This window comes from Ruegeria sp. BE1, assembly GCF_056538885.1.
In genome coordinates, this window is the sequence record NZ_JBQFTY010000008.1 from 87,454 (window position 1) to 106,165 (window position 18,712).

Sequence of the window (18,712 nt, forward strand, 5' to 3'; positions counted from 1 at the left end):
TTAGAACCGTGAAGCGGAATAGGGGGTCAGTGAAATCGGCGTGGGCTGGCCATCGACCAAGGCGCCAACCAACTCGGCCGTACCCGCAGATTGGGTCAGGCCCAGATGGCCATGACCAAAGGCATAGATCACATCCCGCGCCTTGGGTGCCGCGCCGATTACGGGCAGGCTGTCGGGCAGTGACGGGCGATAGCCCATCCATTGCGTACCGCCCTGTGTCTGCAAACCCGGCAAGAAGTCCGCGGCCTTGTTCAACAGAACATCCGCGCGTTTGAAATTCGGAGGCAGTTTCAGGCCGCCCAATTCTACCGCCCCACCGATCCGCACGCCGCCATTGATCCGCGTTGCGACAAACCCGTGGCTTGAGAATGTCAGATGCATCCTCAGATCAAAGGCCCCTTCGGGCAGGGTCGTGTTATAGCCGCGCTCGGTCTCAAGCGGGATGTGGTCGCCCAGAGTTCGGGCGAGGTGATGTGACCATGCGCCGGCACACAAGACAGCTTTGCCCGCCTCGACATCCCCATCCAAGGTGGTGATCCGCACCCCTCGGTCCAATGGCGTCAGGGTCAGAACATCCCGGGCTTCGATCCGGCCACCCCGATCCCGAAAGGCTTGGGCCAAAAGTTCCACCCAGCTTTTGGGGTCCACGACATTCATCCAGTTCGGTGTGAACCCGGCATGGGTGAAACGCGGGCTGAGACCGGGTTGTTTTTCGGCGATGGCCTCGGGGCTTTCCAGCAGTTCGAACTCAATCCCGTGCTGGCGGCGCAACTCCCATGAGGGCAGGCTGGCGCGGAACTCCGCCTCACTTTCATACAGCTGCATCTGCCCGTCGCGCTGCAACATGTGTTCGCCCTCGACCGAGGCGATCAGACGCGTCAGCGCCTGACTGGAATACCCCATCATATCGACCTGCGCCTGCAGGGCGGCGCGGTAGTTTTTGGGCTGGCTGGCCCGCCAGAACCGGTACATCCATGGTGCAATCTGCATCGCATAGGCGGGCGGGATTGACAGCGGCCCCAGCGGGTCCAGCAACCATTTCGGAGCCTTCTTCATGATGCCCGGTGTGGCCAGTGGCTCAACCTCGGCAAAGGCAAAGGCGCCCGCATTGCCTGCCGAGGTCTCGGCGGCCACGCCTTTGCGGTCCAGTACCAATACCGAATGCCCGCGCCGCTGCAGTTCCAGCGCGGTCGTGATGCCGATGACACCCGCGCCGACAACAACAACCTGATTGCTCATGTCTCGATTCCCGTCCTGAACGGATCGTTTGCCTCAAAGATCAAATTTGCCTCGGACATTACATAAGCCTGCCCGGTGATCGAAGGGATAACGCCACTGTTTGTCCCCGATTGATAGGACAGACGATAGACGCTGCCAATAACGCTGTGCTGCACAATCTCTTCGCCCGGGGCCAGCGCCCCATCCGCCGCCAAACAGGCCAGCCGGGCTGAGCTGCCGGTGCCACAGGGTGAGCGGTCATAGTTGTTGTCGGGACACAGCACAAAGTTGCGGCTGTGCACATTCGGGTCGTGTGATGCGTCCTGAAAGATCACGTGGTCGATGGGCTCGCCCTGCTCTCCTCCGATCCCTTGCGCGATTGAGGCGTCGCGGATGGCAATTGCCAGATCGGTCAACTGGGGGATATTGGCAGTTTCAACCGGGATCGGACTGGGATCGACGATGAAAAACCAGTTGCCGCCATAGGCCACATCCCCAGTCACCAGCCCAAGGCCGGGCACGTCAAGCACCGCATCCTTATGCACCCGGCGGCTTTCGATATTCGTCACTGTAACGGTATTGGCGTCGTGCAGCTCGACCGTAACAACACCTGCGGGCGTTTCGATTTTGTGACGCCCCAAGCCGATACGTTCCAGATGCGCCAGCGTCACCGTCAGACCGATCGTGCCATGCCCACACATGCCCAGCACCGCATCCACGTCGAAAAAGATCACGCCGGTCACGCAGGTGGGATCCACCGGCTCGACCAGCAGGGCCCCAACCATGGCGGGCTGGCCGCGCGGTTCTAACATGAGTGAGCGGTAGAATGTTTCGTGATCGGTTGCCAGCTTTCGGGCGCGCTCTGCCAGAGGGCCCGAGCCCAGATCGGGTGCGCCATCCAGAATGACCCGTGTCGGCTCACCCCCGGTGTGGCTGTCGATCACATGCATTCAGCAATCACCCCGCCCTGTTTTGACCAATCCGCAAACCAAGCACGGAACAACGCGTATTGTTCTTCGCAATAATTGCGCTGCGCATCGGTCAACGCATCCGTTTCGTTGAAATGCAAGCGGTATTCCTGTTCCCCGTTCAACACCAGAAGATGTTTGTAATACAGCACCAGATCCGGCCCTTCGTCAAAGCTGGACAAAACGTGGATGGCTTCGGTCAGTTCCTGCGCCCTTTGCCGGGCCTCGGCATGGCCCCGCGCCGCCTTTTTCGACAGAGCAGCCAGCAACAAAGCCTCTTGCGGCAGGGCGGTCCCGATCCCGGTGATCGAGCCGGTCGCGCCACAGTTGACAAACCCGTGATACACCTCGGTATCAACGCCTACCATCAGGGTCACCTGATCGTCCTGACTGGTGATGTTTTCTGCCGCATAGCGCAGGTCATCCTTGCCCCCGAACTCCTTGAACCCGATCAGGTTCGGATGTTCGGCCCGCAGCGCAAAGAACAGATCAGCGCGCGTGGCAAAACCATAATACGGGCTGTTGTAAATAATCGCAGGAACATCCGGTGCAGCCGACAGAATGGCCTTGAAATGGTTGCGCTGCGCTGTTGCAGAGCTGCCCCGCGAAAGCACGCGCGGGATCACCATCAGACCCACGGCCCCCACTTTTTGCGCATGGGCGGCATGCGCCACCGCCGATTTCGTATTGATCGCCCCGGTGCCTACCACAACCGGCAACCCGGCCTTGACCAGACGCTCAACCCCTTCCATCCGTTGGTCATCGGTCAACAGCGGCCAATCCCCCATTGATCCGCAATAGACGACCGCCGACATGCCAGCGTCGATCATCTGTTTCCCCTTGCGCACCAGCGCGTCGAAATCCGGGCTTCGGTCATCGGTACAGGGGGTCATCAGTGCGGGCATCGTGCCCGAAAAAACAGTGGTCGACATGGGATAAATCCTTGAAAAGGTCAGAGGCGGCGCAATCGGGTGACGCCCGATGATTGCGTCATAGAGGATATTGGATACAAAATCCATAAAATTTGCGACGCCAAAAAAAACGCGCCGGATCGGCGCGCTTGGTTCGATGTTTGAAATGCACTTACCTAAACCGAAGACCAGAGTCCGGATCAAACAACATGGCGCGCTCGGGGCGCACGGTGATGCCGATCTTTGCCCCTTGCTTTGAACGTTCGTCTTCACGCTCTTCCACGATCAGCTTGTCGCCATTTGGCGTCAGCAGGTAAGAATAGCTGACCCCGCCAAGCGCCTCGGTCAGATCAACGGTACAGGTGTCGCCGGCGCGGTCCACCTCAATATGCTCGGGGCGAATACCCAGCGTGACCTTGTCCAAACCCGCGGGCACATTCGCCGAAACGGCCAATGGTGCACTCAGCGCCGGATGAGACACCTTGCCATCGGCATAGTCGCATTCCAGAAAATTCATTGCCGGAGACCCGATGAACCCCGCCACAAAGCGGTTGTCAGGATCCCGATACAGATCCATCGGCGCGCCAACCTGTTCAATCCGACCATCGCGCAACACGACGATCTTGTCGGCCATGGTCATCGCTTCGACCTGATCGTGGGTCACGTAGATCATCGTGGCCCCGATCTCATTGTGCAGGCGCGCAATCTCAACCCGCATCTCGACCCGCAATTCGGCGTCGAGGTTGGACAGAGGTTCGTCGAACAAAAACACCTCGGGCCCACGCACAATGGCGCGCCCGATCGCAACCCGCTGACGCTGACCACCCGACAGGGCCTTGGGCTTGCGCTTGAGGTACTGATCCAGTTTCAGAATGTTCGAAGCCTGCTGAACCTTCTGGTCGATTTCCGATTTGGCAACGCCATTCATGCGCAGACCAAAGCCCATATTTTCAGCCACCGTCATATGCGGGTACAGCGCATAGGTCTGGAACACCATCGCCACACCGCGCTTGGCCGGATCCATATGGGTCACATCGCGCGCACCAATATGGATTTGACCTTCGGACGTTTCTTCCAAACCAGCGATCATCCGCAGCAACGTCGACTTGCCACAGCCCGAGGGGCCCACAAAAACGCAGAACTCTCCATCCTCGATCTCTAGATCAATGCCGTGAATTACCTGCGTCTCGCCGTACCGCTTGATCGCCTGGTTCAGAGTCACTCCGGTCATGTTGCCTGCATCCTGTCTGTGTCGGTGTTTGGACGGGTCTCGGGAAACCGCCACGCCTGTGCCTCAGCCCCGATCTGATCGGCAACCCGCCGAACCCGCGGCACCCAGGCTTCTAATTGTTCGAAATTCATTCTTTCGGTCGATCCCGTCACCGAAATCGCCCCCAACATGCGGCCACCCGATGTCAGGATCGGACAAGCGATGCAGATAATGCCGGGCTCATGCTCCTCATCGTCGATGGCGTAGCCCCGGCTGCGGATCAGATCGAGATTGGCCCGCAATTCCGCTTCGGACGCCAGGGTCTTGTCGGTGAACCGATGATAGCTTTGCTGTGTCACCGCGCGGTTCAGTGCGTCATCGTCCAGAAACGCCATCATCGCCTTACCCACGCCGGTACAGTAGGCCGGGCCTACCTTGCCCGCCTGCGAGAACATCTCAACCGGTTGGGTGGCGTTTCGCTTGTCGACATACAGGACCTGACTGGAATCAAGCTGTGCCAGATGCACCGTCTCTCCGGTCTCGCGGCTCAGCGCGTCCAGAAAAGGCCGCGCGATCGGGGCGATTGAACTTTGCGTCCAGGCCGCATGGGCCAGACGCACCAGACGCAACCCCGGAGCGTATGTCTGCCGGTCGGGATCATAAGACAGCATGCCTTGATTGGTCAGCGACTGCAGAAACCGGTACAGCGTTGCCTTGGGAAAATCACTGCTTTCCAACAGCTCAGCAAACCGGACCGGGCGGGCAAACCCTGCCACCTGATCCAGCACATCACATGCTTTGCCTATTGTTCCGTCACCAGCCACTGGCTTTCGATCTCCTCCCAATGACCCATCGCGGCTTTCACGCGGGTCTTGACAAGGCTAACCGATTCGATGTGTAGTTTTCAATATGTAAAACACTGTTTCATTATTTGGAACTAACATAAAAGTGGGATCAAAGGGAGGACACCATGAATTCCATGTTCAAGCGCACTGCAGCAGCTTTGGCCGCCAGTGTGGCACTTGCCGCGCCCGTTGCCGCCGAACTGACCGGCGAGCTGCGCATTTTCCTGGACACATCGAACCCGGCGCCGCGCGCAACGATGGAGGCGATGATCGAACGGTTCGCAGCCAAGCATCCGGGGCTTGAGATCGAAACCACGGTGATCGACCGCGAAGCGTACAAGACGCAGATCCGCAACTTCCTGACCGCAGACACGCCGGATGTGGCCAACTGGTACGCCGCCAACCGTATGAAGCCTTATGTTGAGGCCGGTCTGTTCGAAGACGTCTCCGACCTGTGGGCCGAGCCCGAGATCGGCGACAACCTGGCCTCGACCAAAGGCGCGATGACCATCGATGGCAAGCAATGGGGCGTGCCCTATACCTATTACCAGTGGGGCGTTTACTATCGCAAAGACATCTTTGACGAACTGGGCCTGAGCGAACCCACCACCTGGGAAGAGGAACTGTCCAACTGCCAGAAGATCGTCGATTCAGGCCGCGCCTGCTATACGATCGGCACCAAGTTCCTGTGGACCGCTGGTGGCTGGTTTGACTACCTGAACATGCGCACCAACGGGTTCGACTTCCACAACCAGCTCGCCAATGGCGAAATCAGCTGGGAAGACGACCGGGTCAAACAGACCTTCGCGAACTGGAAACAGCTGATCGACATGGGCGCGTTCATCGACAACCACCAGACCTATAGCTGGCAAGAAGCCCTGCCCTTCATGGTCAATGGTGAAGCCGCGGCCTACCTCATGGGCAACTTCGCCGTGGCACCGCTGCGCGAGGCGGGCCTGACGGATGACCAGCTGGACTTCTACCAGTTCGTCTCGATCAACCCCGATGTCGAACTGGCCGAGGATGCGCCGACCGATACGTTCCACATCCCGTCCAACGCCTCGAACAAAGAAGCCGCGCGTGAATTCCTGCGCTTTGTCGTCTCGGCGGATGAACAGACCGAGATCAACAACGGTGCAAACCTGGGCCAGCTGCCGGTGAACGCGCAGTCGAAAGTGGATGACGACAAATTCCTGCTGCAAGGCTTTGAGATGCTGTCCTCCAACAGCCCCGGCGGTGTCGCCCAGTTCTGGGACCGTGACGCGCCTGCGGAAATGGCCAAAGTCTCGATGGAAGGCTTCCAGGAATTCATGGTCAAACCCGACAATCTTGACCGCATTCTCGCCAAGCTGGAACGCGCACGCGGCCGGATTTACGAGAACTGATCCGGGCAGACCGGGCCCCGGCCCGGTCTGATCCAAATTCTGCGTAAGGCGGGTTTCAACCCGCCTTACTCCTTCGACCTAAACCCCGGGTATCCGCATGTCTGCCGTCGAAATCCCTGAACAGGAAAGCTGGTTCCACAGAAATCAGCAACGCATCGCGCCCTGGCTGTTCCTGGCCCCGGGCCTGCTGTTCTTCATGGTCTACGTGATCATACCGGTCTTTCAGTCCTTTAACCTGTCTTTGTACGAATGGGACGGGCTTGGTGCGGCTGAATATGTAGGGTTCAGAAACTACGAGGACCTCTATTGGGAATGGGTCGACCGCGACGCGTTCTACACCTCGCTCAAGAACAACCTGATCTGGCTGATCCTGTATCTGGCAGCGATCCCGGCAGGGCTGTTCATCGCATTGTTCCTCAACCAGACGGTCTGGGGCATCCGCCTCTATAAATCGCTGTTCTTCTTCCCCTTCGTGATCTCACAGGTTGTCGTGGGCCTCGTCTTCACATGGTTCTATGACCCCACGTTTGGGTTGCTGAACGAATTCCTAGGGCTCTTCGGTCTCGGCCCGCTGAACGTGCTGGGGGATGAGCGTTTTGTGACCTATGGCATCATCTTTGCCGGTCTCTGGCCGCAAACCGCCTATTGCATGATCCTGTACCTCACCGGCCTGAACGCCGTGGACCCCGAGCAGATCGAAGCCGGTCGTCTGGACGGCGCCAACGGCCTGCGGATGCTGTGGCACATCATCCTGCCGCAACTGCGCCCCGCCACCTTCATCGCCTTTGTCGTGACCATCATCGGCGCGCTGCGCTCCTTTGACCTGATCTCGATCATGACGCAGGGCGGGCCTTTTGGGTCGTCCCGCGTGCTGGCCTATTACATGTTCGAGGTCGCGCTGTCCGAATATGGCTTCCGTATGGGATATGGCGCGGCCATTGCCGTGATCCTGTTCCTGATCATGCTCTGCTTCATCGCCTACTTCCTGTGGTCGATGTACCGCGAAGAAAGGGGGCACTAGGATGTTTCCCAAACCCATCGAAAAACAATCTCGGCCGGCGCAGATCACCTATCAGGCCATGCTGCCCATCGCCTTGCTGCTGTGGCTGGGGCCACTGCTGGCGGTGGCGCTGTTTTCGGTCAAACCGGCGGCGGATTTCACCAATGCGAATTACTGGGGCCTGCCCTCCAGCTTTGAGGGCGCGTTCAACTATGGGCAGGTCTTTTTCAACTCGGACATGCCGCGCTATCTGCTGAATTCGTTCATGATCACCATCCCAACGGTGATCGGCGCGGTGGCGCTCAGCTGCATGACCGGGTTCGCTTTGGGCATCTACAAGTTCAGATCGAACCTCTGGATCTTTTTCATGTTCGTGGCCGGGAACTTTGTGCCGTTCCAGATTCTGATGGTGCCAGTGCGCGATCTGACACTGGAACTGGGGCTTTACAACACCAAGACCGGTCTGGTGCTTTTCCACATCGCCTTCCAGACCGGGTTTTGCACACTGTTTATGCGCAACTTTATCCGCGCCCTGCCCTTTGAACTGATCGAGGCCGCACGGGTCGAAGGCATCAGCGAGGTTCGTATCTTCTGGTACGTGGTCCTGCCGCTGATGAAACCGGCCATCGCCGCGCTCAGCGTGCTGATCTTCACCTTCATCTGGAACGACTATTTCTGGGCCGTGGTGCTGACACAAGGCGCCGAAAGCCAACCCGTCACTGCGGGCATCACCAGCTTTAACGCCCAGTTCCGCGCCGCCTATCAACTTATGAGCGCGGGTTCCATCGTCGCAGCGTTGCCGCCTGTGGCCATGTTCTTCCTGATGCAGAAACACTTCATCGCGGGCCTGACCCTGGGGGCTGTAAAATGAAAAAAATCGCCTTTGTCGGAGCGGGCTCAACGATCTTCATGCAGAACATCGTCGGGGACGCCCTGCTGACCCCATCGCTGGCTGACAGCCATTTTGCCCTGATGGATATCGACGCCGAGCGACTGGCCGAAAGCGCAACCGTGGCCAATGCAATGATCCGATCCGTCGGGTCTGGTGCGACCGTCACCACCCACTCCGACCGGCGCGCAGCGCTGGATGGGGCGGATTTCGTGATCACCGCCTTTCAGGTCGGGGGGTATCAGCCCTGCACCGTGACGGATTTCGAAATCCCCAAGCAATACGGGCTGCGCCAGACCATTGCCGACACGCTGGGTGTTGGCGGGATCATGCGTGGCTTGCGCACTGTGCCCGTTCTTTGGGACATCGCGCAGGACATGATGCAGCTATGCCCCGGCGCCACCCTACTGCAATACGTCAACCCGATGGCCATCAACACCTGGGCCCTGGCCGAACAATTCCCGGCCTTGAAACAGGTAGGTCTGTGCCATTCCGTCCAGAATACGGTCGAAGAACTGGCCCATGATCTGGACCTGCCCAAACAAGACATCCGTTACAAGGTCGCCGGTGTGAACCACGTCGCCTTCTTCCTGCGGCTGGAGCATGAGGGGCGAGACCTTTACCCCGCGCTGCGACAGGGCTATGCCAGCGGTCAAATCCCCAAATCGCCCCTGCTGATGCCGCGTTGCCCCAACAAGGTCCGGTATGAGGTGATGGATCATCTGGGCTATTTCTGCACTGAAAGCTCGGAACATCTGGCCGAATATGTGCCGTGGTTCATCAAAGACGGACGGCAGGACCTGATCGAGCAATTCTCAATCCCGTTGGACGAATACCCGACCCGTTGTGTCGAGCAGATCGCCAGTTGGAAAGAACAGGCTAAAACCCTGACCGATGGGCGCGATATCGAAGTGACCCGCAGTCACGAATTCGCGGCGGATTTGATGAACGCCATCGTCACCGATACGCCTTATGTGGCCTATGGCAACCTGCCCAACACGGGCCAGATTCCGCAATTGCCGCTGGGTGCTGCGGTTGAAACCCCATGTCTGGTGGACAGCAATGGCGTTCAGCCTTCGGTCGTCACCGACATCCCGCCACAACTGGTCGCGCTGATGCGCAGTCAGATCAACGTACAGGAACTGACAGTCCGCGCGCTGGTCGACCAGAACCCCGAACACATCTATCACGCCGCGATGATGGACCCGCACACCGCAGCCGAGCTGGACCTGCGCCAGATCCGCAATCTGGTCAGCGATCTGCTGACCGCGCATTCTGACTGGTTGCCGGACTGGTGCCAGCCCGCCAAAGCCGCTTGAAAGGGGCCTAGCCAATGACCAAAAAACGCCGTTCAGAACATTGGTACGGAAAGTTGGACAAGGACGGATTCATCCACCGCTCGTGGATGAAAAACCAGGGCTTTCCCGATCATGCCTTTGACGGGCGTCCGATTATCGGCATCTGCAACACGTGGTCGGAACTGACACCCTGCAACTCGGGCCTGCGCGATCTGGCCGAGGGCGTCAAACGCGGCGTGTGGGAGGCGGGGGGCTTCCCCGTCGAATTCCCAGTCATGTCGCTGGGCGAGACCCAGATGAAGCCGACCGCCATGCTGTTCCGCAACCTGCTGGCCATGGATGTCGAGGAGTCGATCCGCGCCTATGGCATTGACGGTGTTGTCCTTCTGGGCGGGTGCGACAAGACCACACCGGGGCAACTGATGGGCGCGGCCTCGGTCGATCTGCCGTCAATCGTGGTCAGTTCCGGCCCGATGCTGAACGGCAAGTTCAAAGGCAAGGATATCGGCTCGGGCACGGATGTATGGAAATTCTCGGAAGAGGTCCGCGCCGGAGAAATGACCCTGCAGGATTTCATGAACGCGGAATCCGGCATGTCGCGCAGCAAGGGCGTGTGCATGACGATGGGCACGGCCTCGACCATGGCATCGCTGGTTGAGGCGATGGGCATGTCCCTGCCCACCAACGCCGCCCTGCCCGCCGTTGACGCCCGCCGCATGGCGCTGGCGCATCTGACCGGCAAGCGGATTGTCGAGATGGTGGACGAAGACCTCAAACCCTCGGACATCCTGACCAAAGAGGCGTTCGAAAACGCGATCCTGACCAATGCCGCCGTGGGCGGATCGACCAACGCAGTGGTTCACCTGCTGGCGCTGGCGGGTCGGGTCGGCGTCGACCTGACGCTGAAAGACTTTGAAATCGGATCGGAAATTCCGCTGTTGGTGAACTGCATGCCATCAGGCAAATACCTGATGGAGGATTTCTGTTATGCCGGTGGTGTTCCGGTCGTGCTGAATGAACTGAAACCTTTCCTGCGGCCTGCGACAACCGTTCTGAACAAGGACATTTCGGCCCATTATGAGGGTGCCGAGTGTTACAACAGCGATGTCATCCGCCCCTTCAACGATCCGGTGAAAGCTGCGGCGGGTCTGCGCGTTCTGCGCGGCAATCTTGCGCCGAACGGAGCCATCGTGAAACCCTCGGCAGCGACAGATGAATTGCTGGAAACCGAGGCCGAAGCCTTTGTGTTCGAAAGCATCGAAGACCTGAAGGCCAATATCGACCGCGACGACCTGCCGGTCACGCCCGAAACCATTCTGGTGCTAAAAGGCTGCGGCCCCAAGGGCTATCCGGGCATGCCCGAGGTCGGCAATATGCCGATCCCGGCCAAGCTGGTCAAAGAAGGCGTGCGCGACATGATCCGCATCTCGGACGCGCGCATGTCGGGCACTGCCTTCGGCACCGTCATCCTGCATGTCAGCCCCGAGGCACAGGCGGGCGGCACGCTGGCGCTGGTCAAAACCGGCGACCGCATCCGTGTTTCCGCCAGCAAGGGCGAACTGGAACTGCTGGTGGACGACAAAGAACTGGACGCCCGCCGCGCCGCATGGCAACCGGACGATCCGCATTACACGCGCGGTTACGCCCGACTTTACATCGATCACGTGCTGCAAGCCGATCAGGGCGCGGACCTTGATTTCCTTGTGGGCAAAGACACCCGCCTTGTCACCAGAGAGAGCCACTGATGGACCAACCTGCCACCTTCCACGATCTCAACGGGGCCTCGGTCTATATCACCGGCGGTGGCTCGGGCGTTGGCGCCGCGCTGACGGATGGCTTTCTGGCCCAGGGGGCCAATGTGGCGTTCATCGGCCGGTCTGACGCCAGCGGGTTTGTCGAAGAGATGCGCGACAAACACGGACGCGCGCCCTTGTTCATGCAAGGCGACATGACCGATACCGAATTGCTGCACGCCACGATGCAAAAAGCAGCCGAGGCGCATGGGCCTTTGAACGTGCTGGTCAACAACGCCGCCAACGACAAGCGCCACTCGCTTGAGGAAACCACGCCTGAGTTCTGGGACTGGATGATCGAGGTGAACCTCAAAGCCTATTACTTTGCCTGTCAAGAGGCCGCGCGGCAGATGACAAACGGGGGCGCGATCATCAACTTCAGCTCGATCAGCTACATGATGGGCAATGCGGGCTATCCGATCTACACGACGTCGAATGCCGGGATCACCGGTATGACCCGGTCGCTGGCGCGCGAGCTGGGTCCGCAGAACATCCGCGTCAACGCGCTGGCCCCCGGCTGGGTTCTGACGCAAAAGCAGCTGGATATGTGGGCCACGCCCGAAGATCTGGCGGCGCATATGGACCGCCAGTGCCTGAAAGAACATCTGACGCCCCAAGACATGATTGCACCGACCCTGTTCTTGGCCTCTGCGGCCAGCCGGGCCATGACCGGGCAATGTATGGCCGTCGACGGCGGCGTTGTCGTAACGGGGTAGAACCATGAATACCGAATGGATTGCTGTCGATTGGGGAACCTCTCATCTGCGGGTCTGGGCCATGCAGGGCAGCACCGCATTGGATCAGGCACAGTCGCACAAAGGCATGGGCCGTGTGGACAGGGACGGGTTCCAACCCGCCTTGTTCGAACTGATCGAGGGTTGGCTTGGCGATGCGCCGGTTGACGTCATCGCCTGTGGCATGGTCGGTGCCCGGCAGGGCTGGGTCGAGGCGCCCTATTCGGCCGTGCCTTGCGCACCCACCCCGGTTGCGCCGTTTCGCGTGCCCGGAACCGATCCGCGCATTCGCGCCTTTGTGGTGCCCGGATTGAAACAGAACACGCAGCCTGACGTGATGCGGGGCGAAGAAACGCAGATCGCGGGCTTTCTGGCCACCCGTCCAAACTGGGACGGCGTTCTGTGCCTGCCGGGGACTCATACCAAATGGGTGCAGGTCAGCGCCGGAGAGGTCGTCAGCTTTCGCACCTTTTTGACCGGCGAGATGTTCGACCTATTGTCCGCGCAATCCGTTCTGAGGCATTCGGTGGGTCAGGGTTGGGACGATGCGGCCTTTGCCGAGGCAGCCGCCGATGCCCTGTCCAAACCTGAACAACTGGCGGCGCGGCTGTTTGGCCTGCGCGCGGCAGATCTATTGCAAGGTCAGGATGGTGGCAAAGCGCGCGCGCAATTGTCGGGCTATTTGATCGGTGCCGAGTTGGCCGCCACGCGCCCTTATTGGCTAGGTCAACAACTGGCCCTGATCGGGGCCGAAGGGCTGACCACCATCTACGCCAAAGCCTTGCAACAACAGGGCGCATTTGTCGAAACCGCCAACAGCACCCAATGCACATTGGCTGGCCTCTTGCAGGCCCGCAACCTGACGAGGCAAACCGCATGAGCCGCCCTATCATTGCCATCCTGCGGGGCCTGACCCCGTCCGAAGCCCTTCCCGTCGGACGCGCCCTGATTGACGCGGGGATCGACAAGATCGAGGTCCCTTTGAACTCGCCCGATCCGCTTGAGTCGATCGGAGCTATGGTTGACGCCTTTGGCAGCCACGCCCTGATTGGTGCGGGCACTGTTCTGACGACCGATCAGGTGGATGCAGTGGCGCAAGTGGGCGGCAAACTGATCGTGTCGCCAAACTGCGACACGCAGGTGATTTCCCACACACACAAGCTGGGTTTGGAGAGCTGGCCCGGCATCTTCACCCCAACCGAAGCCTTTGCCGCCCTTCAGGCCGGCGCGACGGGGCTCAAGCTGTTTCCCGGCGCGCTGGCTGGCACCGCAGGGCTGTCGGCCATGCGCGCGGTGCTGCCCAAGGGCACGCAGGTCTATGCCGTGGGCGGTGCAGGGCCCGAGAATTTCGATCAGTGGATCAAGGCCAGCGCGGATGGGTTCGGCATTGGCTCGGCTCTGTTCAAGCCCGGCATGACGGTCGGTGACGTCGCCGACCGCGCGGCAAAGATCGTCTCGGCCTATGATGAGGCCGCCGGATGAGCACCGTCTTTGACGACCGCCCCTGCGAGCTGGGCGAAGGCCCCCTGTGGCATCCCGAACGACAACAGCTTTTCTGGTTCGACATCCGCGGCAAACGGTTGATGACCCGTGAGAACGGCAAGGCCCAAAGCTGGCAGTTTGACGAACATGTCTCAGCTGCGGGCTGGGCCGACATGGATACGCTGCTGATGGCGTCTGAGACGGGACTGTGGAAATTCAACCTGACAAGCGGTCAGAAAGACCTGATCACCCCGCTTGAGGCAGATAACCCGATCACCCGATCCAATGACGGCCGCGCCGATCCCTGGGGCGGGTTCTGGATTGGAACGATGGGCAAAAGCGCCGAGCGCGGTGCAGGGGCGATCTATCGCTATTGGCAGGGTAAGCTGCGGCAGTTGGTTCCGAATGTCACGATCTCGAACGCCATCTGTTTTGCTCCGGATCGATCCTGCGCCTACTTCGCAGATACGGCTACGAAACAGGTCATGCGCTGGCGTCTGAACCCTGAAACCGGCTGGTCTGCGGGTAAAGCGGAGGTTTTTCTGGACCTGCGAGACGAAGGGTTGAACCCCGACGGGGCTGTGGTCGATGCGGACGGCAATATCTGGATTGCCCAATGGGGGGCCTATCGCGTGGCCTGCTACGCCCCCGATGGCGCGTTTCTGAACGCGATCCCGTTTGACGCCGCGCACACCTCGTGCCCCGCCTTTGGCGGTGCTGACCTGACGACCCTGTTCTGCACCACCGCCCGCGAAGGGCTGGACGCAGACACGCTGTCCACACACCCCACCAATGGCATGGTCCTTGCCGCCCCCGGCGCAGGCAAAGGGCAGGCCGAACACAGAGTCCTGCTATGACCCCCGAACTTGGCGTTTGCTATTATCCCGAACACTGGCCGGAGGAGACATGGGCCAGCGATGCCGCGCGTATGGTCGAAACCGGCCTCAGCTGGGTGCGGATCGGCGAATTCGCATGGAGCAGGCTCGAGCCCACCCCCGGCGATCTGCAATTCGACTGGCTCGACCGCGCGGTCGAGGTGCTGGGGGCGGCTGGCCTCAAGGTGGTGATGGGGACACCCACGGCAACGCCGCCACGCTGGATGCTGGACAAGCACCCCGACATGCTGGCCGTGGATGAACAGAGCAACCCGCGAAAGTTCGGATCGCGCAGGCACTACTGTTTCAGCCATCAGGGCTATATCGAGGAATGCGCGCGTATTGCCCGCATCATGGGGGACCGCTATGGGCGCAACCCGCATGTCGCTGCGTGGCAGATCGACAATGAATATGGCTGCCATGACACCACGATCAGTTACAGCGCGGTTGCGTTGCATGCGTTCCGCACATGGCTGGCCGATCAATACGGCACGATTGACGCGCTGAATGCGGCATGGGGCAATGTGTTCTGGTCGATGGAATATAACAGCTTCGATCAGATCGACCTGCCCAACCTGACCGTGACGGAACCCAACCCCGCGCATGTACTGGCCTTCCGCCGGTTCAGCTCGGACCAGGTGGCGGTGTTCAACAAGGCGCAGGTGGATGTGCTGCGCCCGCTGACCGACGCACCCCTGCTGCACAACTACATGGGTCGGGTTCTGGAATTCGACCATTTCAAGGTGGGGGCGGATCTGGATATTGCCACATGGGACAGCTATCCCATCGGCTTTCTGTCAGACCGGCTTGAGGTGGATGAGGCGCATAAAACCGCCTATTTGCAGCAGGGCGATCCCGACATGCAGGCGTTTCACCATGACCTCTACCGCGCGGTCGGACGTGGCCGCTGGTGGGTGATGGAGCAACAGCCCGGCCCCGTGAACTGGGCACCTTACAATCCCGCGCCCCTGCCCGGCATGGTCCGTCTGTGGTCGCTTGAGGCTGTGGCCCATGGGGCCGAAGTGGTCAGCTATTTCCGCTGGCGTCAGGCCCCCTTCGCGCAAGAGCAGATGCACGCAGGGCTGTTGACCCCTCAAGACGCCCCCGCCCCGGCACAGGCCGAGGCGCGTCAGACCGCCGATGATCTGGCACAGATTGGGGATGTGGCGCAAACGCAGGCCGAGGTTGCGATTTTGTTCGACTACGCCTCAGACTGGGCATGGACAACCCAGCCGCAAGGGGCCGGTTTCAACTATTTCCGGCTGGTCTTTGCCGCCTATCGCGCTTTGCGGCGGGCCGGGTTGTCTGTCGACATTATCTCGGGCGCGGACGCCAATGCCTCGGGTTACAAACTGATCCTCGCACCGGGTCTGGCCACCTTGGATGAGACGTTTGAACAGCGGGCTGATCTGACAATACTGGGACCGCGCAGTGGGGCGATCACGCATGATTTCCAAATCCCCGAAGCCGGACGGCCGGGTCTGCCCGGGCTGGATTGCAATGTGGATCTGGTCGAGACCCTGCCCCCCAACGTGCAGCGCGACGTGGTTGGCGGCGGCGCGGCGCAGCATTGGATCGACCGTCTGTCCGGTAGCGCGCCGGATTTGCTGACCTATTCAGACGGCATACCAGCGCTGAAAGGGGAAAACAGTCTGTGGTACCTGTCCGGCTTCCCCGATGAGGCGCTGTGGGATCGGGTGGTCCAACTGGCAGCCACAGAGGTGGGCCTGACCCTGCATCCCTTGCCCGCTGGCCTGAGACGGCGTGAGACGGCCCGGCATGTGTTCCTGATCAACTACAACGCCGTTCCTGTGCACTGGAACGGCGTTGAGGTTGCAGGCTGCGACGTAGCCATCCTGAACAAAGACGCGCCCGAAAAGCTGTAACTCTTCGGGCGCGCGGTTCACTCACCCACCTTGTGGGCGATCAATCGCTTTGCAGGCTATTTGGGTCAAACGCCCCGCCGAACCCGCCATTGCTGACGGGTGGGTCTTCGGCCTCGGATTCCTCTTCTTCATCCTCGCCGCCCAGCGTGTTCGGTGCAAAGACATTGCCAAACCCGCTGTTGTTGGACGGCTTTGGCGCGGATTGGGCACCCTCTTGCTCGGCCTGTTCCGCCTCGCGCTGTTTGCGGCGTTCCTCGCGCTGCTTGCGCAGCTCCTGAATGCGCTGTTCGGCCTCCAGTTGCTTTTGGGCGCGCACATCGGCGATGCATTGGCCGGGGTTATAGGCGGTTGCGGTGCCCACGACGGTGATCGTAGCCACAGCAAAGACGACCACCAGAACAGCGGCCATGTTCCCGGCAAAAAAGCTGGGCAGCTTGATCTTGCCTGCCAGTTCCTCAACCGTGGCCTGTTTGCGGGCCGCTGCGACCAGTTCCTGCCGTTTCAGCTTGGCCTCGTTCAACAGGGCAAAGAACACGGTCAGCGCCACGATAATAAAGGCCAATGCCGAGATCGAGGGCGTGATGCCATACCGTACCTTTTGCGCCAGCTCGATCGTCAGCGTCGGATATTCACCAAAGGTGAAGGTGGTGGTGTTGTAGTTCTCAAACGAGGCCAGAAACGCCAGCACCGCAGCGGATGCAATCGCGGGTCGCATGAAGGGCAGCAGGATTTTACGAAACGCCTGCGCGTGGGTCGCGCCAAGGTCCAGCGCGGCCTCGGTCAGGGCAATGTCATAGCGTTGCAACCGCGCTACCAGCACCAGCATGCAATAGCTGGCAATAAAGGTGGATTGGCCGATCACCGTCAGGAAAATCCCGTTCGACAGTACGCTGTCCGCGCCCAGCCCCAGCATCCGGCTGATACGGTCCCAGAACACCAGCGTCGAAATACCCAGCACCACACCGGGGATCAGGATCGGCGCAATGATGATGGTGTAGTAGGTCGCGCGCAGTTTGGGCCAGATCTGCGTCAGCATCAGCGCCCCGGCAAGGCCCATCGCCACCGACAGAACCACCGTACCCGCCCCGATGATCAGAGAGTTCTTGATGCCGTTCAGGATGCGCTGGTCCTGAAACAACTCTCCGAACCACTGGAAGGTCAGGCATTCCCAAGGCGTCATCCGCGGAAATTCCGAGGAATTGAACGCCGTCACCGACATGATCACCAGCGGACCCAGCAGATACAGGAAGAAGATCGCCAGATAGACCCAGATACTGATGCGGAGGAAAGACAGGTTCATTTCCCGATATCCCCCATATTCACCTTGAACAGGCGCATCACGGCCAGCACGAACAGGATACAGGTCACCAGCAGCACGATGGCGTAGGCGGCCCCCTGCGGCCAGTCGTTATTGTCGTTGAACTGCTGATAGATCAGCTGCGTGAACCACAGGCTGGACGGCCCGCCCAGAATCTGCGGCGCGGCCAACGCACCGGCCGACAGCATGAAAACCATCGTACAGCCCGAGCTGATCCCCGGTTTGGCATAGGGGATGACCACCCGCCAGTGGATGCGCCACCAGGGGGCACCCAGATCGCGCGCGGCCTCAATCTGATTGTGATCCAGACTTTCGATCACGTTGTAGATCGGGAAGATCATCAGCAGGATGTAGGCATAGCCAAGCCCCGCATAAAGCGCGATGTCATTGCGGATAAAGTCAAACGGCACGTCCCAGATGCCCAGGCCCACAAACAGCGAATTCAGCACTCCGGTCTCACCAAAGATAATCCGCAAGGCAAAGGCCCGCAGGATTTCGTTGATCCAGTAGGGAATGATCAGCATGATCGCAAAGATGCGGATATGGCTGCCCTTGGACTGTCCCAGGTAGTAGGCGATGGGATAACACAGGATTAGGTTGAAGATCGTCACACAGACCGCTGCAACAAGCGTGCGGAAGAACACGCGCAGATCGACCGAGTTATAATCCTGACTGCCACCTTCGGGCCCATAGATCAGGTATTTGTAATTCTCGAGCGTATAGACGTCCTTTGGCCCACCGATTTCAGGCGGGGGCAGGTTGGGACGGAATGAGAAATCCAGCATCGACAGCTGCGGCAGGATGATCAGTCCGATCGTCCAGAAAATCACCAGACCCAGAATCGTCAGCCCCATGCCGGTGCCGTTGCGGTTGAAAAATTCTTTCAGGAAACGAGGCATC

Annotated in this window: 17 protein-coding genes; 10 read left to right on the plus strand and 7 right to left on the minus strand. The window is 60.0% G+C overall.

The features are described from left to right. The 5 genes from ACR0J5_RS19175 to ACR0J5_RS19195 all read right to left on the minus strand — a co-directional run bounded on the left by ACR0J5_RS19175 (position 1) and on the right by ACR0J5_RS19195 (position 5,131). Positions 1 to 1,239 (minus strand): NAD(P)/FAD-dependent oxidoreductase, encoded by a 1,239-nt coding sequence (locus ACR0J5_RS19175; protein ID WP_480656253.1) that lies wholly within the window; start codon positions 1,237 to 1,239, stop codon positions 1 to 3. After that, complete coding sequence (locus tag ACR0J5_RS19180; protein ID WP_480656255.1) at positions 1,236 to 2,168, minus strand: 4-hydroxyproline epimerase; 933 nt, start codon at positions 2,166 to 2,168, stop codon at positions 1,236 to 1,238. Before ACR0J5_RS19180 ends, ACR0J5_RS19175 begins: the two co-directional genes overlap by 4 nt. Then, positions 2,159 to 3,118: a dihydrodipicolinate synthase family protein gene (locus tag ACR0J5_RS19185; protein WP_480656397.1), complete on the minus strand. Its 960-nt coding sequence runs from the start codon at positions 3,116 to 3,118 to the stop codon at positions 2,159 to 2,161. The genes ACR0J5_RS19180 and ACR0J5_RS19185 overlap by 10 nt, the downstream gene beginning before the upstream one ends. Positions 3,119 to 3,269: 151 nt before the next feature. Further along, a complete protein-coding gene (locus tag ACR0J5_RS19190; RefSeq protein ID WP_480656257.1) occupies positions 3,270 to 4,328 on the minus strand; it encodes an ABC transporter ATP-binding protein in 1,059 nt (352 codons plus the stop codon). Continuing rightward, positions 4,325 to 5,131, minus strand: a complete 807-nt coding sequence (locus tag ACR0J5_RS19195) for an IclR family transcriptional regulator (RefSeq protein ID WP_480656259.1) — start codon at positions 5,129 to 5,131, stop codon at positions 4,325 to 4,327. The genes ACR0J5_RS19190 and ACR0J5_RS19195 overlap by 4 nt, the downstream gene beginning before the upstream one ends. Before the next feature lie 146 nt (positions 5,132 to 5,277). On the opposite strand from ACR0J5_RS19195, the gene ACR0J5_RS19200 reads away from it, so the two are divergent. From ACR0J5_RS19200 to ACR0J5_RS19245, 10 genes are all read left to right on the plus strand, one after another. Beyond that, positions 5,278 to 6,537: an ABC transporter substrate-binding protein gene (locus ACR0J5_RS19200; RefSeq protein WP_480656260.1), complete on the plus strand. Its 1,260-nt coding sequence runs from the start codon at positions 5,278 to 5,280 to the stop codon at positions 6,535 to 6,537. Between the two features lie 97 nt (positions 6,538 to 6,634). Then, positions 6,635 to 7,558, plus strand: coding sequence for a carbohydrate ABC transporter permease (locus ACR0J5_RS19205; protein ID WP_480656262.1), 924 nt, complete (start codon positions 6,635 to 6,637; stop codon positions 7,556 to 7,558). 1 nt (position 7,559) lies between these two features. After that, a complete protein-coding gene (locus ACR0J5_RS19210) occupies positions 7,560 to 8,408 on the plus strand; it encodes a carbohydrate ABC transporter permease (protein ID WP_480656264.1) in 849 nt (282 codons plus the stop codon). Further along, complete coding sequence (gene melA, locus ACR0J5_RS19215; protein WP_480656266.1) at positions 8,405 to 9,745, plus strand: alpha-galactosidase; 1,341 nt, start codon at positions 8,405 to 8,407, stop codon at positions 9,743 to 9,745. The genes ACR0J5_RS19210 and melA overlap by 4 nt, the downstream gene beginning before the upstream one ends. A 14-nt stretch (positions 9,746 to 9,759) precedes the next feature. Further along, positions 9,760 to 11,469 (plus strand): IlvD/Edd family dehydratase, encoded by a 1,710-nt coding sequence (locus tag ACR0J5_RS19220; protein WP_480656268.1) that lies wholly within the window; start codon positions 9,760 to 9,762, stop codon positions 11,467 to 11,469. Continuing rightward, on the plus strand, positions 11,469 to 12,233 hold the full coding sequence (locus tag ACR0J5_RS19225) for an SDR family NAD(P)-dependent oxidoreductase (protein ID WP_480656270.1): 765 nt from the start codon (positions 11,469 to 11,471) through the stop codon (positions 12,231 to 12,233). Before ACR0J5_RS19220 ends, ACR0J5_RS19225 begins: the two co-directional genes overlap by 1 nt. Positions 12,234 to 12,237: 4 nt before the next feature. Further along, positions 12,238 to 13,131: a 2-dehydro-3-deoxygalactonokinase gene (locus ACR0J5_RS19230; protein ID WP_480656272.1), complete on the plus strand. Its 894-nt coding sequence runs from the start codon at positions 12,238 to 12,240 to the stop codon at positions 13,129 to 13,131. Further along, complete coding sequence (locus tag ACR0J5_RS19235; RefSeq protein WP_480656274.1) at positions 13,128 to 13,733, plus strand: 2-dehydro-3-deoxy-6-phosphogalactonate aldolase; 606 nt, start codon at positions 13,128 to 13,130, stop codon at positions 13,731 to 13,733. Before ACR0J5_RS19230 ends, ACR0J5_RS19235 begins: the two co-directional genes overlap by 4 nt. Beyond that, positions 13,730 to 14,590 carry an SMP-30/gluconolactonase/LRE family protein gene (locus tag ACR0J5_RS19240; protein ID WP_480656276.1) on the plus strand — a complete coding sequence of 287 codons (861 nt, stop codon included), beginning with the start codon at positions 13,730 to 13,732 and terminating at the stop codon, positions 14,588 to 14,590. The genes ACR0J5_RS19235 and ACR0J5_RS19240 overlap by 4 nt, the downstream gene beginning before the upstream one ends. After that, the gene (locus ACR0J5_RS19245) at positions 14,587 to 16,494 is read left to right on the plus strand and encodes a beta-galactosidase (RefSeq protein WP_480656278.1); all 1,908 of its coding nucleotides are present in this window, start codon (positions 14,587 to 14,589) and stop codon (positions 16,492 to 16,494) included. The genes ACR0J5_RS19240 and ACR0J5_RS19245 overlap by 4 nt, the downstream gene beginning before the upstream one ends. A gap of 40 nt (positions 16,495 to 16,534) precedes the next feature. Here the strand turns inward: ACR0J5_RS19245 and ACR0J5_RS19250 are convergent, their stop codons facing one another. Both ACR0J5_RS19250 and ACR0J5_RS19255 read right to left on the minus strand, forming a co-directional pair. Continuing rightward, positions 16,535 to 17,794 carry an ABC transporter permease gene (locus ACR0J5_RS19250; RefSeq protein ID WP_480656280.1) on the minus strand — a complete coding sequence of 420 codons (1,260 nt, stop codon included), beginning with the start codon at positions 17,792 to 17,794 and terminating at the stop codon, positions 16,535 to 16,537. Beyond that, entirely contained in the window at positions 17,791 to 18,711 is a 921-nt protein-coding gene (locus ACR0J5_RS19255) for an ABC transporter permease (protein ID WP_480656282.1), read from the minus strand. The genes ACR0J5_RS19250 and ACR0J5_RS19255 overlap by 4 nt, the downstream gene beginning before the upstream one ends. Position 18,712: the final 1 nt, after the last annotated feature.

Bases quoted from the DNA above. Each gene is read 5' to 3' on its own strand.
- ACR0J5_RS19175 (WP_480656253.1), bottom strand. From the start codon at position 1,239: ATGAGCAATCAGGTTGTTGTTGTCGGCGCGGGTGTCATCGGCATCACG.
- ACR0J5_RS19180 (WP_480656255.1), bottom strand. From the start codon at position 2,168: ATGCATGTGATCGACAGCCACACCGGGGGTGAGCCGACACGGGTCATT.
- ACR0J5_RS19185 (WP_480656397.1), bottom strand. From the start codon at position 3,118: ATGTCGACCACTGTTTTTTCGGGCACGATGCCCGCACTGATGACCCCC.
- ACR0J5_RS19190 (WP_480656257.1), bottom strand. From the start codon at position 4,328: ATGACCGGAGTGACTCTGAACCAGGCGATCAAGCGGTACGGCGAGACG.
- ACR0J5_RS19200 (WP_480656260.1), top strand. From the start codon at position 5,278: ATGAATTCCATGTTCAAGCGCACTGCAGCAGCTTTGGCCGCCAGTGTG.
- ACR0J5_RS19205 (WP_480656262.1), top strand. From the start codon at position 6,635: ATGTCTGCCGTCGAAATCCCTGAACAGGAAAGCTGGTTCCACAGAAAT.
- ACR0J5_RS19210 (WP_480656264.1), top strand. From the start codon at position 7,560: ATGTTTCCCAAACCCATCGAAAAACAATCTCGGCCGGCGCAGATCACC.
- melA (WP_480656266.1), top strand. From the start codon at position 8,405: ATGAAAAAAATCGCCTTTGTCGGAGCGGGCTCAACGATCTTCATGCAG.
- ACR0J5_RS19220 (WP_480656268.1), top strand. From the start codon at position 9,760: ATGACCAAAAAACGCCGTTCAGAACATTGGTACGGAAAGTTGGACAAG.
- ACR0J5_RS19225 (WP_480656270.1), top strand. From the start codon at position 11,469: ATGGACCAACCTGCCACCTTCCACGATCTCAACGGGGCCTCGGTCTAT.
- ACR0J5_RS19230 (WP_480656272.1), top strand. From the start codon at position 12,238: ATGAATACCGAATGGATTGCTGTCGATTGGGGAACCTCTCATCTGCGG.
- ACR0J5_RS19235 (WP_480656274.1), top strand. From the start codon at position 13,128: ATGAGCCGCCCTATCATTGCCATCCTGCGGGGCCTGACCCCGTCCGAA.
- ACR0J5_RS19240 (WP_480656276.1), top strand. From the start codon at position 13,730: ATGAGCACCGTCTTTGACGACCGCCCCTGCGAGCTGGGCGAAGGCCCC.
- ACR0J5_RS19245 (WP_480656278.1), top strand. From the start codon at position 14,587: ATGACCCCCGAACTTGGCGTTTGCTATTATCCCGAACACTGGCCGGAG.
- ACR0J5_RS19250 (WP_480656280.1), bottom strand. From the start codon at position 17,794: ATGAACCTGTCTTTCCTCCGCATCAGTATCTGGGTCTATCTGGCGATC.
- ACR0J5_RS19255 (WP_480656282.1), bottom strand. From the start codon at position 18,711: ATGCCTCGTTTCCTGAAAGAATTTTTCAACCGCAACGGCACCGGCATG.